The organism is Acinetobacter sp. BHS4 (assembly GCF_018454425.1).
Classification (GTDB): Bacteria; Pseudomonadota; Gammaproteobacteria; order Pseudomonadales; family Moraxellaceae; genus Acinetobacter; species Acinetobacter pittii.
In genome coordinates, this window is record NZ_CP075323.1 from 2,957,001 (window position 1) to 2,973,934 (window position 16,934).

The window sequence follows — 16,934 nt, forward strand, 5'->3', positions numbered from 1 at the left end:
ATTAAGGGGAAATAAGGACATTGAAATATCAGTTAGGGCCAGCCTTTATAGTGATTGTTAGACAATTAAATATAAAAAAAGCGCTCTTTTTAGAGCGCTTTTTTTCACTGAAAGTGATTATGCAGTTACTTTCGCAACAACACCAGCACCTACAGTACGACCACCTTCACGGATCGCAAAACGTAGACCTGGGTCCATTGCGATTGGGTGGATTAATTCTACTGACATTTCAACGTTGTCGCCTGGCATAACCATTTCAACGCCGTCTTGTAATTGGATTGCACCAGTTACGTCAGTTGTACGGAAGTAGAACTGTGGACGGTAACCATTTAAGAATGGAGTGTGACGACCACCTTCTTCTTTAGAAAGTACGTATACTTCTGCGTCGAATTTAGTGTGCGGCTTGATTGTACCTGGTTTAGCAAGTACTTGACCACGTTGTACGTCTTCACGCTTAGTACCACGAAGTAAGATACCACAGTTCTCACCTGCACGGCCTTCGTCAAGAAGTTTACGGAACATTTCTACGCCAGTTACAGTTGTTTTAACTGTATCTTTAATACCAACGATCTCTACTTCTTCACCAACTTTAACGATACCAGCTTCTACACGGCCTGTTACTACAGTACCACGACCAGAAATTGAGAATACGTCTTCGATTGGCATTAAGAATGCTTTGTCGATAGCACGTTCTGGTTCTGGGATGTAAGAGTCAAGCGCTTCAACAAGAGCAAGAACTGAAGACTCACCATATTGACCAGCATCGCCTTCCAACGCTTTAAGCGCAGAACCACGGATAACTGGAGTGTCATCACCTGGGAAGTCATAAGTAGAAAGAAGTTCACGAACTTCCATTTCTACTAATTCAAGTAATTCTTCATCATCAACAAGGTCACACTTGTTTAAGAATACGATGATGTAAGGTACACCAACCTGACGAGAAAGAAGGATGTGTTCACGAGTTTGTGGCATTGGACCGTCAGTCGCAGCACACACAAGGATCGCGCCGTCCATCTGAGCAGCACCAGTAATCATGTTTTTAACGTAATCGGCGTGGCCCGGGCAGTCAACGTGCGCGTAGTGACGAATTGGAGAATCGTATTCTACGTGTGAAGTATTAATTGTAATACCACGTGCTTTTTCTTCAGGTGCTGAGTCGATTTGTGAGTAATCTTTCGCTTCACCGCCGTAAGTTTTTGCACAAATTGTTGCAATCGCAGCAGTTAAAGTTGTTTTACCATGGTCAACGTGACCGATTGTGCCCACGTTTACGTGTGGCTTATTACGTTCAAACTTGGCTTTAGCCATGATGATCTTCCTTTATAAACTACTCATGGAGGGTCACCCCATGAGCACTTGGTTTTTAACTAAGAAATTAGTTTGGGCTTATAGTAATCGAAAGATTACTCGTCGTCACCTTTTTTACCGCCAGCTTGGAATTTAGCGATGATGCCTTCAGCCACGTTACGTGGAGTTTCAGCATATTTAGCAAATTCCATAGAGTAAGTCGCACGACCTTGAGACATAGAACGCATTTGAGTCGCGTAACCAAACATCTCAGCAAGAGGAACTTCTGCACGAATTGCTTTTGTTCCACCAGGAAGATCGTCCATACCTTGAACCATACCACGACGACGGTTTAAGTCACCCATGATATCGCCCATGTAGTCTTCTGGAGTTTCTACTTCAACTTTCATGATAGGTTCAAGAAGGATAGGATCCGCTTTCATGAAACCATCACGGAAGGCATAAGAACCTGCCATTTTGAACGATAATTCGTCAGAGTCGACGTCATGGTAAGAACCGTCGAATAATGTCGCTTTAATACCAACAACAGGGTAACCAGCCAATACACCATTCTTCATACGTTCTTGAATACCTTTGTCAACCGCGCCAAAGAATTCTTTAGGTACTACACCACCAACAACTTCTTCAACGAATTGGTATTCTTTACCAGCTTCTTCAACATCAAGCGGTTCAAGACGTACATATACGTGACCAAACTTACCTTTACCACCAGTTTGACGTACGAACTTACCTTCTTGTTCAACAGACTTTTTGATCGTTTCACGGTAAGCAACCATTGGTTTACCAATGTTAGCTTCAACACCGAATTCACGCTTCATACGGTCAACAATGATGTCAAGGTGAAGTTCACCCATACCAGCAATAATTGTCTGACCAGATTCTTCGTCTGTACGAACACGGAACGATGGATCTTCTTTAGCCAAACGACCTAAAGCGATAGACATTTTTTCTTGGTCTGCTTTAGTTTTTGGTTCAACAGCCAATGAAATTACTGGCTCTGGGAATTCCATACGCTCAAGAGTAATGATGTTTTTCTCATCACATAATGTATCACCAGTTGTAACGTCTTTAAGACCTACACACGCTGCGATATCACCTGCACGGATTTCATCAAGATCTTGACGTTCGTTCGCATGCATTTGCACGATACGACCGATACGTTCACGCTTAGCTTTAACTGGGTTATAAACCGGATCACCTTGTTTAAGAACACCAGAGTAAACACGTACGAATGTTAAGTTACCTACGAATTTGTCGTTCATGATTTTGAACGCAAGCGCAGAGAACGGAGCTTCGTCAGATGCTTCACGAGACGCTTTAGTTTCGTCTTTGTCGTCAAGGATACCTTCGATCGCTTTAACTTCTGTAGGTGATGGTAAGAATTCAATTACAGCATCCAACATACGTTGAACACCTTTGTTCTTGAACGCAGAACCACAAAGCATTACTTGAATTTCAGAAGCTAATGTACGAGCACGTAAACCAGCGATGATGTCTTCTTTAGAAAGATCACCTTCTTCTAGGTACTTGTCCATTAATTCTTCAGAAGCTTCAGCCGCAGCTTCAACCATTTTTGTACGCCATTCGTTAGACGTATCAACTAGGTCAGCTGGGATATCAGCATATTCAAACTTCATACCTTGAGATGCTTCATCCCAGATAATCGCTTTCATTTCGATAAGGTCAACAACACCCTGGAATGTATCTTCAGCGCCAATTGGCACAACGATAGGAACAGGATTACCACCTAAACGAGTTTTAACTTGCTCAACAGCACGGAAGAAGTTTGCACCAGTACGGTCCATCTTGTTCACGAATGCTAAACGAGGCACTTTATATTTGTTCGCTTGACGCCATACAGTTTCAGACTGAGGTTGTACACCACCTACAGCACAGTAAACCATGCACGCACCGTCAAGAACACGCATAGAACGTTCAACTTCGATTGTGAAGTCTACGTGTCCCGGGGTGTCAATTACGTTGATACGGTGTTGTTCGAATTGGTTACCCATACCAGACCAGAAACAAGTCGTAGCAGCAGAGGTAATTGTAATACCACGCTCTTGCTCTTGTTCCATCCAGTCCATTGTTGCTGCACCGTCGTGTACTTCACCAATTTTGTGAGATACACCTGTGTAGAACAAAATACGTTCAGTTGTAGTTGTTTTACCTGCGTCAATGTGCGCAGAAATACCGATGTTACGGTAACGAGTAATTGGGGTTTGGCGAGCCATGATGTCTACATTCCTAAATGTTATATTTAAAACAGGACGCACCAATTAAATTGATGCGCGCGAATATCCAAACAGGCAACTTAAATACCTGCAAAGCCCCCACTTTGATAGAGAGCAATGTTGAATCGAGCTGCTGTACGCATGAATATTCTCCTGAATAAGGCCTGTTTTATCCGCTTAGAAACGGTAGTGAGAGAAGGCTTTGTTAGCTTCAGCCATACGGTGCACATCTTCACGTTTTTTGATTGCTGCACCTTTACCTTCAGCTGCATCAAGCAACTCACCAGCAAGACGTAAAGCCATCGTTTTTTCAGAACGCTTAGCAGCAGCATCTACTAACCAACGCATAGCTAAGGCAGTACGACGGGATGGGCGCACTTCCATAGGTACTTGATAAGTAGCACCACCAACACGGCGTGCTTTTACTTCAACCATAGGACGAACTTTTTCAAGAGTAGTCTCGAAAAATTCAACTGGGTCTACTTTGTTTTTTTCTTGAACGCGTTCTAAAGCACCGTAAACGATACTTTCTGCAATAGATTTTTTACCATCTTGCATTACGTGGTTCATGAATTTAGCGATTGTTTGGCTGCTAAATTTTGGATCTGGAAGGATCTCACGAGCAGCGACTACGCGACGTCTTGGCATTTTAATACACCTAATAATATGACACTTCAGGATGATCCAGCAGTTTGTACAAGTGTCATGTACACGACGCTGGCCTTACTATACGTCGCTTGAATTACAAATCTATGAAGAATTCAAACAAGCGAAACGCTAAAGGGCTTATTCGACTAGTTTCCTAGAATTACTTCTTAGGACGCTTAGTACCGTATTTAGAACGTGATTGATTACGATCTTTAACACCAGCACAGTCTAATGAACCACGAACGGTATGGTAACGTACACCCGGTAAGTCTTTAACACGACCACCACGGATAAGAACAACACTGTGCTCTTGTAAGTTATGGCCTTCACCACCGATGTAGCTAGATACTTCAAAACCTGAAGTTAAGCGAACACGGCAAACCTTACGCATAGCTGAGTTAGGTTTTTTAGGTGTAGTTGTATAAACACGTGTACAAACACCACGACGTTGTGGACAAGCCTTCAACGCAGGAACTTTGGATTTTTCAACCAAAGTCGTACGACCCTTACGGATCAACTGATTCGTTGTTGCCATATGGCAATTCTCCCGTTATTAAAAAACCTTAAAAAGAAAATACCTCTTTTTAAGGGCACATAATTGTAAGCCAAGATGCAAAAATGGTCAACATGGCAATACTTACCAAATGTTGACCATATCAATGTTTGACAGCACGATTTACAAATTTAAATAGAGGCTATTTTTACTTTTTAAACCTTCACTTTGTAAGCGTATTGTTAAGAGTATTTTTTATCTTCCAATATCTCGTCATCATCCTCTGGTGTTAGAGCAGGCTTTTGCTCAGTATGCTCATGTTCTGTCACATGTTTATCAGCAAGTTTTTCTAAGCCCTTATGAACATTTTCCTGAACTTTCTCTTCACTTTTTTCGCTTTCTGTAGGTTTTAACACAATAGATACTTTCGAGATTACCTCGTGGTTTTCTACTTTATGATGATGAGCAGCATGAATGTTGCCATCTTCACCTACATTTAAAAGTCTTGGGCTTGCTTTTTGAATGAGTGTAACTGCAGCATAATAAGCCTGTAGCGGAGATAAATGCTCACTTGGATGTTCGTTTAAATAATGTCTTGCAGCTCCAAAAATTGCCTGAGCTTTATGTCCTACATCTTCTTGTAATTTCCAGCTATATACTGCACTTAAAACAGCCCCTGCAACTGGAGTAAACTTACCAAAAGCTGAAAGTTTAGGAATATGATTTAACCATTCCCATTTAAACTCCCCTTCTTCATCTGTTAGCCAGCTCTTTAAAGTATCTATATCTGTGGTTGAACCTAATACTTGCTGAAATTGATGAATATCTTGAGTTTCCAACATATTTCGCAATGTTTTTAAAGCCAACAAGAGAGTTTGTTTCTCTGCAATCAGGCTAATGTCAACTTCTTTAAAAATAAACTCAACAACATCTTGGTCTGCTACCTCCAGCAGATCAAAGCCATGTGACCTTCCTGTCTGGTAAATAGTTCTTAAGACCAAAACCAATGATACTGGAATATCTACAGCTGCACCAACAACGCCTGATACACCTGTAATTGCACCTTGTACAGTCGCAATGAGCTTGTTTTGTTCTATAAGCGCCTGACTTAGACGTTGAGAACGACCTGTATCTTTAGTTAATTCAAATAAATCTTTAGCACCCGCTTCTTCTAGGATTTTTTCAGTTAAGGTACTTTTTGAACTAAAGTCATTTAACCAATTAAATAAATGGCCTGAGATTTTTTCATCCCAATCTGGCGAAAGAAATGTAGCAACACCATTTACTTTTTTAAAATGTCGACCAAATACCTGACGTGTGACTTTTGGTAAATGTTCTCTTAGCATTTGTTGAGGACTTTCATATTGCTCAACTTCAAATGGGCTTTTTGTTCTCGATCTACCTTCAACAGTTTTTCCAGTTGGGATTGGTTCAATTACCTTACTGACGTCACCTGATTGGTTCTGTTGCAAGATACTCAATCCTGTAGAACTGAGCTTTTTAGCCACTCCGAAGACCTGAGAAAACAAATTGTCAGATTGATTATTATTAAATTTTGTCATCAAGTACCTCGATTTTTTAATTTATCTAATTAGAGATAAATACTAGGTGGAATGTGGATTTATCTCAACTTGAATGTGTGTATTTTAGTTAACCCTAAGTGCAACATACTATGTATTTGGTTATTTTTTTTAAATGTAAAATTGTCATAAAGATTTGCCATAAGAAATAAAAATCCTTTCTGCTATCATGTTAACAACGAAAAACATGAGTCCCGTTTTCTCACAGCTATATTCTCCTATTCATTTTCATAGCTGTTGAACACGATAGACTCTTAAATATCACCATAAAGGGACCTGTAGATGAAACGTGTTGTAATCACTGGTATGGGTATTAACTCATGTATCGGTAACTCTTTAGAAGCAGTTACTCATTCACTTCAAAATGGAATCTCCGGGACACGTTTTAACCCAACTTATGCTGAACTCAATTTTAAAAGTCATGTCAGCGCTGCTGCAGAACAAGACTTTGATAATATCGACCGTAAATTAAAACGCTTCATGGGCGTATGTGCGATGTATGCATACAACGCTGCTGTAGCTGCAGTTGAACATGCAGGCCTTACTCCTGAACAACTTAGCGGTAACCCACGTTATGGTATTGCAGGTGGTTCAGGTGGTGGCTCAACTGCTTCTGTTGTTGAAATGACAGAATTATTAGAGACTAAAGGCGCACGTAAAGTGGGTCCATTCTTCGTACCACGTAACATGTCAAACACCATTACTGCAAACGTAGGTGTTGCATTTAAACTACAAGGTATTTCACATACTATTACAAGTGCTTGCGCAACTTCTGCAGATGCAATTGGTTATGCGTACAACTTAATTCAACTTGGCAAACAAGACCTTATGCTTGCTGGTGGCGGTGAAGAAGATCACTGGTCTCAAAGTTTATTGTTTGATGCAATGGGCGCACTTTGCTCGAAATATAACGACTCTCCAGAAACAGCATCTCGCCCATATTCAGCAGACCGTGACGGCTTCGTTATTGCTGGCGGTGGTGGTTTCGTAGTACTTGAATCACTTGAGCATGCGCAAGCACGTGGTGCGAACATTTTAGCTGAAGTAGTAGGTTATGCTGCGAACAGTGATGGCGCGGACATGGTTGCTCCAAGTGGTGAAGGTGCTACACGTTGTGTATTAATGGCACTTGAAGAGGCTAAGCAACATGGCGTAGAGAAAATTGACTATGTAAATACACATGGTACTTCTACTCCAGCTGGTGACATTACAGAACTTAAAGCAATGGAACGTGCATTTGGTGAAGGTAACGTACCTCCTCTTAGCTCAACCAAATCTATGACAGGCCATAGCTTGGGTGCAGCTGGTGTACAAGAAGCTATTTACTCTGTGCTAATGATGCAAAATGACTTTATTGCACCAAACATCAACGTGACTGAACTTGATGAAGGCGCAAAACCTTTTGATATCGTACTTGAAAAACGTGATGCAAAATTGAATACTGTAATGAGTAACAGTTTTGGCTTTGGCGGTGTTAACGCTTGCCTTATTTTCAAGAAGTGGGATGCATAATCCCACCTAGGATTATCGATGGATGCACCTTCTGATGCTTTTTTGTGGGTAAAAGCATTACATATTATTGCCGTGGTTTGCTGGTTCGCTGCTTTGTTCTACTTACCACGTCTATATGTTTATCATGCGATGAGTGAAGATGCTGCAAGTCATCAACGCTTTGAGGTAATGGAACGCAAGTTGTATCGTGGAATTATGTGGCCTTCGATGATTGCTACATTAATTACCGCCCATTTCCTTGTAGAGTGGGGTGATGCAACTCGACATTACCATCAAGCGACTTGGTTTTACCTCAAAGTTGGATTAGTGGCTCTATTAGTGATTTATCATTTGGTATGTGGCTATTATCGTAAAAAGCTCATCGGAAATGCTCACTATAAATCACATAAGTTCTGGCGCTTTTTTAATGAAATGCCAACCTTAATTTTATTTGCTGTTGTGATTTTAGTTGTTGTAAAGCCTCAGTTCTAATTGGGGCTTTTGCTTTTCTTCTCTAAGAAGTCTTATATTCACAATAATAAAAACATGAAATTCATTTAAATATTTATAAAAACAGAACTATAAAATTAATGAATAGCCATGGCTCTTTATTTAGCAACACATGATCTATACTATGCTAAATAAATAGATGAACTCATTTAATGGCAAAGCTATGCTAACTTTTAATGCCCTTAAACGCTTAATCCATACACAATTTATTCTTCTTATACTTTTTATTTTCCGTCACTTAAAAAACTATCCGATTAGACATCTGACGGCTCAAGAAAAATTATTGGCACAAATGGTTTTTGGCGACATGCTCGATTGTGAACGGCCTAAAATTATTGCTACGCGCTACCTCCCTTGGCAGAGTAGCGGTATTTTCATGGCCCCAAATGGGAATATTTATGTCAATCCTGCTGATTACAGTGAAAATTACGCTCTAGAGTCCAAGTTTATGCAGGGTATTTTTATTCACGAACTCACACATGTCATGCAATATCAAAAAGGCATTCATGTACTATTTAAAGGTGCTTTATTACAATCAGCCTATTACCTAAGCTTTAAAAGTTACAATCCCTACAAATATACCTACCACCCTGACAAGGCATTTAGTAGGTATAATATTGAACAGCAAGGCGAAATTGCGCGCGACATTTGCTCTGGAAAAATCCCAAATATTATCTGTTCACCTCAACTTCATTTGTAACTAAATAATCAATCTCACTTTGAACGTAACATTTTTTGCGTAATGTAAATGAGAATTCTTATAAATCAGAAATACTTATCTAAACTATAAAAGTGCGCTTATTCAATTCAAATTATTGAAAAAAATAGAACAGACTTATTCCAAATTAGCTTGTGATAAGGCAGTATACAAACAATAAAAATAATGAAGCCTGTTTCTATTCTATACAGAAAATCTCGTTATTTTTACGCAGAAAATATGGGATTGGTATATATTATTGATCTTGACATTTTTGTTTACTATTTTAATTGTTTACTATCGTATCATACACATCGTTGAAAAATTATATCCATAAAAATCAACACTGTGTGTATCTATATTCGTTATGATCTAGGATTAGGTTTGAATGAAAAGTTTTAAAGTTGCCCTTGCTCAGTTTTCTCCGCATATTGGCAATATTGACTCAAACACCCAAAAGATGATTGAGCAAGTAAATCAGGCGAAAAAACAAGACGCTGACCTGATTATTTTTCCCGAGCTTTCTGTTATTGGTTATCCAGCTGAAGATCTATTGTTACGTCCAAATTTAAATAAACGTATGCAAAAGGCTTTTGCACAACTTGCCGAAGTTAAAGATATTGTTATGGTTTTCGGGTTCGTAAACCAGACAGAAGATGGTCAACGTTATAATTCTGCTGCTGTCATGAAAGACGGTCAAGTTTTGGGTGTTTTTAACAAACACAATTTACCAAACTATGGCGTCTTTGATGAAAAACGCTATTTCCAAAAAGGCCATCAGCATTTGGTGTTTGAATATCTTGGGCATAAGTTTGGTGTATTAATTTGTGAAGATATCTGGTCAATTAATACGGTCAAACAGTTGAGCCAATTAAATGTTGATACTGCTCTTGTACTCAACTCATCACCATATGAAGTCGGCAAACCACAACACCGTATACAGACCTTAAGTGAACTTGCAAAACAACTTCATCTAAATATTGTTTATGTTAACCAAGTGGGCGGACAAGACGATTTAATTTTTGATGGCACAAGTTTTGTCAGCAATCAAAATGGTGAAATTGCTTTACAAGCACCGAGCTTTAAAGAAGACATTTATATTGCTGAATTTGACCGTGATACAAAGTTATATAAAGTCACTGAATCTGCTCCTGCATTAGAAACATTTGCAGAGATCTATCAAGGTTTAGTCATGGCAACTCGTGACTATGTAGAGCGCTCAGGCTTCCCAGGTGTGATTTTAGGTCTTTCTGGCGGTATCGACTCTGCCCTTACACTTGCGATTGCTGTTGATGCAATCGGTGCAGAAAAAGTACAAGCTGTAATGATGCCTTATACTTACACTTCTCAAATTAGTGTAGAAGATGCGGCTGAACAAGCTCGCCGTATGGGTGTAACTTTCGGTATTGCTGAAATTCACTCAATCGTAAATAGCTTCATGCAAACCTTGTATCCTTTCTTTGGTAATTCACCAGCTGACGCAACTGAAGAAAATTTACAAGCGCGTGCTCGTGGCACGTTGCTTATGGGCTTATCAAACAAGTTTGGTAATTTAGTCCTTGCTACAGGGAATAAATCTGAACTTTCAGTTGGCTACTGCACACTTTATGGAGATATGGTTGGTGGCTTTGCGGTTCTAAAAGATGTTTATAAAACTATCGTGTTTGAATTAGCAAAATACCGTAACAGCTTAAGCGAAACTCCGGTTATTCCTGAGCGTGTGATTACCCGCCCACCTTCTGCAGAACTTCGCCCAGATCAAAAAGACCAAGACTCTTTACCAGCATATGATGTATTGGATGCCATCCTTTACGCATATATTGAAGAAGATTTAGGTCAGGCCGATATTATTGCCAAAGGTTTTGATAAAGAAGTTGTTGAAAAAGTCATCCGTTTAGTTGATCGTAATGAATACAAACGTCGTCAAGGTGCGATTGGCCCGAGAATTACCTCTCGTGCATTTAGTCGCGAACGACGTTATCCGATTGTCAACGGTTGGACAGCGAATGACTGAGCAGAAAAACTCATCAAAAACTACAGCACTTGCTCAAGCACTTTTGCTTGAGCAGGTGGAATTTTTCAAAAAACAATTATCTATAGAAAACTCACCTATTTATTTCCAGCAATTCATTCAGTTGTTTATGCAACATGCTGACGAAATCAAGCTTCATGAAGTTGTTGATTTAGAGCAACTACAAGCCGTTGTGAAACGCTATGCTTTTGAAATGCAGCTAGGTGCTGGTTTACTTGAGTTTATTGGGGAAATCGCGCAGCGTATTTATTTATCTGCGATGAAATCGCCAATTCAGTTACAAGATTTGGTCTCTGACCACCAATTTGAAATGTGGCTCTCCAAATTTTTGGAAATGGAACATATTCCTCATTATCTCAACCAGTTTTTAAGAACTAGCCCTTCTGTACAACAGCTTTGCCAATATATTGCAACCTCGACTCTAGAACAAAAATTACCAAAACTTCTAACTGCCTCTAGAGTGGATGACTATCATTTTGAATGGCAACATAAACTCAAAAAATTTTCCTTTTTGCAGCAGCAACGTCTTGAGCATAAACTTGAAACCTGGATTGCCAGTTTTATTCACGAGCAACTTACAGAATTAAGTCTTTTATCGAGTGAAGATTTAGAAAGTCTAGTGCGTCATGTTTGGGAAGATATCAGACATAAAAAAATGTATGAGTTTATGAAACAACTCACTCCTCTCGATGTTGAAGAGTTCTTTGTTTTAATTTACGAATACTGGAAAGAATTACGTCAATCAGAATTTATGCAAGATCTTATTTTGTATGGCGTTGAAGTTTTTTATGATTTTTATAAAGACCAAAGTTTATTTGAAGTATTAAGTGAAATTGGTTTAACCGAAAGCGACTTACAAACAGAAGCTTTACGTTTTTATCCGAAGGTTATGGATGCCTTCAATGAGCACGGTATTTTAGAACCGTTACTTCAAGCACTACTAGCTCCTTTTTATCAAAGTTCAAAAACACTCGATATAATTGAAAAACATTTCAATGAGTAAAAAGTAGATAAAAAGAAACCACGCAGGAGCGTGGTTTTTAAAATGGTGGCTATGACGAGACTTGAACTTGTGACCCCCGCATTATGAGTGCGGTGCTCTAACCAACTGAGCTACATAGCCGTAAACTGTGTGCGCATTATCTATAGTTCTGTATAGCAGGTCAATAGGTAAAAACCCTTAATGCCCATCAATTGAACAAATAAGATTCAGTTCATCATTATTTGTTCTTTTTTTAGCATTTTTTTGCTTTAAACAATTGATCGGCCACAGAAATATATTAAAGATCTAATACTAGTTTTTTACCTTTAGCTCTCGACACACAAATCATCATGCTCTTCTGTGAAACCTTTTCTGCATCACTTAAGTATTGATCAAAGTGATCTGCTTCACCTTCTAAAATAGCAGTTTCACATGTACCGCATACGCCTTCGCGACATAAGCATTCCACATCAATATTTAATGTTTCAATAGCTTGTAAAATCGTCTGATTACTTTGTACTTCAATTTCCTGATTAGACTTGGCAAGTACAACCGTAAATGCTTCCCCATCTTCAGGAACTGTTGAAGCGAATTGTTCCCAGTGAATGTACTCATCGCGATAACGATACTTATTACAGCAATCAATCACAGCATCAATCATGGGTTTCGGCCCACAGACATACACGTGTGTGCCTTTAGGTTGTGATGAAATCAATTCATCCAGCTTCAATGAGCAACCTTCTGAGTCAACATAGCTAAATACATGCTCGGCATGTTTCTGCTTTAACTCATCTAACAAAGCCGCATGTTCAGGCGAACGATAAGCATAATGTAGTTCGTATTCAACACCGCGTGCCGCAAGCTCATCCATTTGAGGCAAGAATGGTGTAATGCCAATTCCACCTGCAATTAAAATATGTTTATTGCCTGTTTCGGCTAATGGAAATAAATTTTTTGGTTCTGAAATCTTAATTTCACAGCCTTCATTACACTGATCATGCATAAACACTGAACCACCCTTACCTTCCACATCTTTACGAACGCAGACTTGGTAAGTCGATAGGTCTTGTGTACAACTCATCAATGAATATGCATTTGAAAGCTGTTCATTCATTTTGACAATAATATGGCTTCCCCCACTAAATCGAGGAAAGTTCTGCCCATCTTGACGTTTGAACGTAAACCGTTTGATTAAAGGGGTTAGCTGCTCCACACGAGTAACAACCGCCGGGAACATTTCATAATGACTAGCCATATTAGAATCCTTCTTTTACTGCATATTCTTGTTGTTAGGGCTTATCCTTAAAGCCCTAAACACATGTATTTAATAGTCATGAATTCTTCAAGACCATACTTTGAGCCTTCACGCCCAACACCTGATTGTTTCACACCACCAAATGGTACAACTTCATTTGAAATTGCTGTGGCATTCATACCGACCATTCCATATTCAAGCTGTTCTGACACTCGCCACAGACGTGAAATATTTTCGCTATAAACATACGCAGCCAAACCGAAGATCGTGTCATTGGCCTGAGCAACGACATCAGCTTCATCTGTAAAGCGAATGAGTGGCGCAACTGGACCAAAAATTTCTTCTTGGACAATTTCCATTGTACGGTCAACGTTAGTTAAAACTGATGGTTCATAAAAGGTTTGTCCTAAAGCATGCTGCTTACCACCACAGGCAATCTTAGCGCCTTTGCTCACTGCGTCATCGATCAACTGCTGTGCTTTTAACACTGCTTTTTCATTAATTAATGGACCAATTTGCACACCATCTTCAAGTCCATTACCGACTTTAAACTTTTGTACTTCTTGTACAAACTTCTCGGCAAAAGCTTGATAAATATTGTCATGTACATAAATGCGGTTAGCACAAACACAGGTCTGGCCTGCATTACGGAACTTGGCAAAAATCGCACCTTGTACAGCTTTATCCAAATCGGCATCGTCAAACACAATCAGTGGAGCATTACCGCCTAACTCAAGCGCCAATTTTTTAATGGTGCTTGAACACTGCTGCATCAGTAGGCGTCCCACTGGCGTTGAGCCAGTAAAAGTCAATTTCTTCACTTTTTCATGTGAAGTAAATACTGAGCCAATTTCTTGAGATTTACCGGTAACAACATTAATTACACCAGCTGGAATACCTGCTTTTTCTGCAAGTTTCGCAATCGCTAAAGCACAGTAAGGCGTTTCATTCGCTGGCTTAATCACTATCGTACATCCAGCTGCTAAAGCTGGTGCTGCTTTACGCGTAATCATGGCGATTGGGAAATTCCACGGCGTAATAGCAGCCACAACACCCACAGGTTCTTTACTAATAATAAAACGCTGCTGATTATTGACGGTTGGAATCACATCGCCATAAATACGCTTGCCTTCTTCGGCAAACCATTGAATAAATGATGCAGCATAACGCACCTCACCTTTCGCTTCTGCCAAAGGTTTGCCTTGTTCAATGGTCATAATTAAAGCAAGTTCATCGGTATGTTCGAGAACCAGTTTGTACCAAGCCAATAAAATATCTGCACGGTTTTGGGCAGTTAAAGCTTTCCAACTTTGTAAAGCCGTATAAGCAGCCTCAACTGCTTGAGTCGCCTCAGCCGCTCCCATATTTGGAATTGTGCCAATTTCTTCGCCTGTTGCAGGGTTAGTCACTGGAACTGTTGCATTTGACTGTGCAGCTAGCCATTGCCCGTTAATATAGGCTTGTTGCTGAAATAATTCTGTGCTTTGTAAACTCGACATATCATCTTCCTAACTGAAGAATCAGGTGTAAGTCATCTTTACACCTGAATAAATCCATTTGTTTTATTTGTGATGCTGCGCCACTAAATGCTGGAAGTAAGCAATACCATGTTCACTAATTCCTGAACGTTGCTTGTCAGTCATAATACGGCCTTGACCACGATAACCACGTGATTTCAAACCACGTTGTACGCTTTCGACCAAGTTCAAATCTTCAGGACGGAATACATTGCGATACCACTCAATTAAGTCTTTCTGATCTTGAGTGAGTTCTTCGTTCGTGAAGTAAATATCGTAGTGCTGCAAAGTCGTTTCTGCATCTACTGGGAACTCATAGATCACAGTCATAAAATTGCTGCCTGGCGGTACGTTGAACATAGTACAAGGCCAAGTCCAGAAACCATGAAACTCAGGATCTGTTATTGATGGATCAAGCTTGAATGACTTCTCTGATGAACGTGCAAAACCATACTGTAAAGTCCAGTTTTGATGTGTGGTATGCCAATATTTATCGACTTGTACTGAGTCAGCAAAGCCCGGATGTGCAGGCCCACAGTGATAACATTCTAAGTAGTTATCGACAATAACTTTCCAGTTTGCTGGAGTTTCTGTCACAAAGCGTGCTGCCAATTTTAAATCTTTAATTACACTACATGCTTGATTTAAACGCTCAGCAAATTCAGGAAGTTGGTCTTCTACGCATGTCGCATTTTCATCCATATTAATGAAAACAAAGCCGGCATATTCCTCAACTTTTAAAGGCACCATGCTTGAGTTTTCTTTGTCGAAAGATTCGACATGGTCACAGTTACGTGCCAAAGCTAAACTACCATCTAGCTTAAAAGTCCATGCATGGTATGGGCAAGTAATTACATTTTTTGCTTTACCACTGCCACTTAGAAGCTCGTGACCGCGGTGTGGACACACATTATAAAACGCACGTAAAACACTATCTTTACCACGAATGATGACAATATTTTCACCAATTACTTTACGGGTAATATAGTCATTCGGTTGGGCCAATTCACTACCATGTGCAACACAAATCCAGCTTTTAGCAAAGATTGCTTCTTTCTCATGCTCAAATACTTGCGATGAAGTATAGAAAACTTTAGGAAAAGTCCATGCAACATCTGGGTTTGCGCAAAAATCTTCAGGTAATTTTTCAATTGCACTCATGTTATTACTCCATTAAATTCTTTTCGTCCAAATAACTCGATATTAAATTGATATCTTTTCGACACTGCCAAACATGCGACGTATCGCACTCAGCATGTTTTGATATAACTGTTGAACTTCAGGACAATCACGCATCAGACGTAAACTGCCATGTAATAAACCTTTGCCTAAATAGAACTCGTTAGGGATACCTGCTTGTTCCAATTTTTGGGTAAAGAAATAACCGTCATCACTTAAAGGGTCATACTCTGCAACCGCCACAAAACTTGTAGGCATATCTGAAAAATCAGTTGCCAATAAAGGCGCTAGACGTAAATCCTGCCAATCTTGTGAATTCGGTGCATATTCCTTTAAATAAAAATGCATATCTTCCGTTGTGAGTAACGGCGCATGTGCATGCTTTTGTGCGGCTGGTGTATCAAGCGCTGTAGTTAAACACGGATAAACCAATGCCAGACCTTGAGCTTGCAAACCACTATGCTGTAGATGCACTGCTAGGGCAGCTGCTAAGTTACCGCCTGCGCTATCGCCTGCTAGAACGATATTTCCGCTATCAATCTGCCAATCAGAACCATACTCTTTAAGCCATTGATAAACTGCTAAACAATCTTCAAAAGCTGCCGGAAAGCGATGCTCTGGTGCCATGCGGTAATCCACACCAATGACAACTGCATTTAAGTCCTGACATAAATAACTGGTAATAAACTCATGTGAATCGAGGCCACCCACCATCCAACCGCCACCATGTAAATACAATACACATGGCCAACCAGCTTCAGGTCGGTTAGTTTTTGGTGAATAGATGCGAACAGGCACTGAATGCTCCGCATTTGCAACAACTCTATCTTCTACTTCGATCTTGCCATCACGAGGCAAAGTGTAGTGTCGACACATCGCGTCATAGGCCGCGCGGACTGAGTCAATATCTGCATCTGCTGGTGAATAAATGCTGCTCCAATACACAAGGCTTTGCATTTCTTCACTTAAGGCATACGTAGTCTGTTCACATGTAGTCATTACCGTTCC

General features: G+C 39.9%; 14 protein-coding genes and 1 tRNA gene. 5 read left to right on the forward strand and 10 right to left on the reverse strand.

The features are described from left to right. Window positions 1–117: 117 nt before the first annotated feature. From tuf to KIP84_RS14230, 5 genes are all read right to left on the reverse strand, one after another. Window positions 118–1,308: an elongation factor Tu gene (tuf, locus tag KIP84_RS14210; RefSeq protein ID WP_005065785.1), complete on the reverse strand. Its 1,191-nt coding sequence runs from the start codon at window positions 1,306–1,308 to the stop codon at window positions 118–120. Window positions 1,309–1,403: 95 nt separating this feature from the next. Next, window positions 1,404–3,542 (reverse strand): elongation factor G, encoded by a 2,139-nt coding sequence (fusA, locus tag KIP84_RS14215; protein ID WP_002120436.1) that lies wholly within the window; start codon window positions 3,540–3,542, stop codon window positions 1,404–1,406. 177 nt (window positions 3,543–3,719) lie between these two features. After that, entirely contained in the window at window positions 3,720–4,190 is a 471-nt protein-coding gene (gene rpsG / locus KIP84_RS14220) for a 30S ribosomal protein S7 (protein ID WP_001138055.1), read from the reverse strand. A gap of 160 nt (window positions 4,191–4,350) precedes the next feature. After that, window positions 4,351–4,725, reverse strand: a complete 375-nt coding sequence (gene rpsL, locus KIP84_RS14225; RefSeq protein WP_002050319.1) for a 30S ribosomal protein S12 — start codon at window positions 4,723–4,725, stop codon at window positions 4,351–4,353. Window positions 4,726–4,925: 200 nt separating this feature from the next. Continuing rightward, complete coding sequence (locus KIP84_RS14230) at window positions 4,926–6,245, reverse strand: EcsC family protein (protein ID WP_213688784.1); 1,320 nt, start codon at window positions 6,243–6,245, stop codon at window positions 4,926–4,928. Between the two features lie 300 nt (window positions 6,246–6,545). Between KIP84_RS14230 and KIP84_RS14235 the strand changes: the two genes are divergently transcribed. The 5 genes from KIP84_RS14235 (at window position 6,546) to KIP84_RS14255 (ending at window position 11,996) form a co-directional block, all read left to right on the forward strand. After that, window positions 6,546–7,775 (forward strand): beta-ketoacyl synthase N-terminal-like domain-containing protein, encoded by a 1,230-nt coding sequence (locus tag KIP84_RS14235; protein ID WP_057070405.1) that lies wholly within the window; start codon window positions 6,546–6,548, stop codon window positions 7,773–7,775. Window positions 7,776–7,793: 18 nt separating this feature from the next. Beyond that, entirely contained in the window at window positions 7,794–8,246 is a 453-nt protein-coding gene (gene hemJ / locus KIP84_RS14240) for a protoporphyrinogen oxidase HemJ (protein WP_002120291.1), read from the forward strand. 157 nt (window positions 8,247–8,403) lie between these two features. Then, window positions 8,404–8,964 (forward strand): hypothetical protein, encoded by a 561-nt coding sequence (locus KIP84_RS14245; protein WP_213688785.1) that lies wholly within the window; start codon window positions 8,404–8,406, stop codon window positions 8,962–8,964. A gap of 385 nt (window positions 8,965–9,349) precedes the next feature. After that, window positions 9,350–10,975 (forward strand): NAD+ synthase, encoded by a 1,626-nt coding sequence (locus KIP84_RS14250; RefSeq protein ID WP_014205965.1) that lies wholly within the window; start codon window positions 9,350–9,352, stop codon window positions 10,973–10,975. Continuing rightward, window positions 10,968–11,996, forward strand: coding sequence for a hypothetical protein (locus tag KIP84_RS14255; RefSeq protein WP_086266018.1), 1,029 nt, complete (start codon window positions 10,968–10,970; stop codon window positions 11,994–11,996). The genes KIP84_RS14250 and KIP84_RS14255 overlap by 8 nt, the downstream gene beginning before the upstream one ends. Window positions 11,997–12,039: 43 nt before the next feature. Here the strand turns inward: KIP84_RS14255 and KIP84_RS14260 are convergent. The 5 genes from KIP84_RS14260 to KIP84_RS14280 form a co-directional block, all read right to left on the reverse strand. After that, a tRNA-Met gene (locus KIP84_RS14260) sits at window positions 12,040–12,116 on the reverse strand. Window positions 12,117–12,273: 157 nt separating this feature from the next. Continuing rightward, complete coding sequence (gene cntB / locus KIP84_RS14265) at window positions 12,274–13,230, reverse strand: carnitine monooxygenase, reductase subunit CntB (RefSeq protein ID WP_206258758.1); 957 nt, start codon at window positions 13,228–13,230, stop codon at window positions 12,274–12,276. Between the two features lie 47 nt (window positions 13,231–13,277). Continuing rightward, window positions 13,278–14,729: an NAD-dependent succinate-semialdehyde dehydrogenase gene (locus tag KIP84_RS14270; protein WP_206258760.1), complete on the reverse strand. Its 1,452-nt coding sequence runs from the start codon at window positions 14,727–14,729 to the stop codon at window positions 13,278–13,280. A gap of 63 nt (window positions 14,730–14,792) precedes the next feature. Then, window positions 14,793–15,908 (reverse strand): carnitine monooxygenase subunit alpha, encoded by a 1,116-nt coding sequence (cntA, locus tag KIP84_RS14275; RefSeq protein WP_213688786.1) that lies wholly within the window; start codon window positions 15,906–15,908, stop codon window positions 14,793–14,795. Window positions 15,909–15,950: 42 nt separating this feature from the next. Then, entirely contained in the window at window positions 15,951–16,925 is a 975-nt protein-coding gene (locus tag KIP84_RS14280; RefSeq protein WP_213688787.1) for an alpha/beta hydrolase, read from the reverse strand. Window positions 16,926–16,934: the final 9 nt, after the last annotated feature.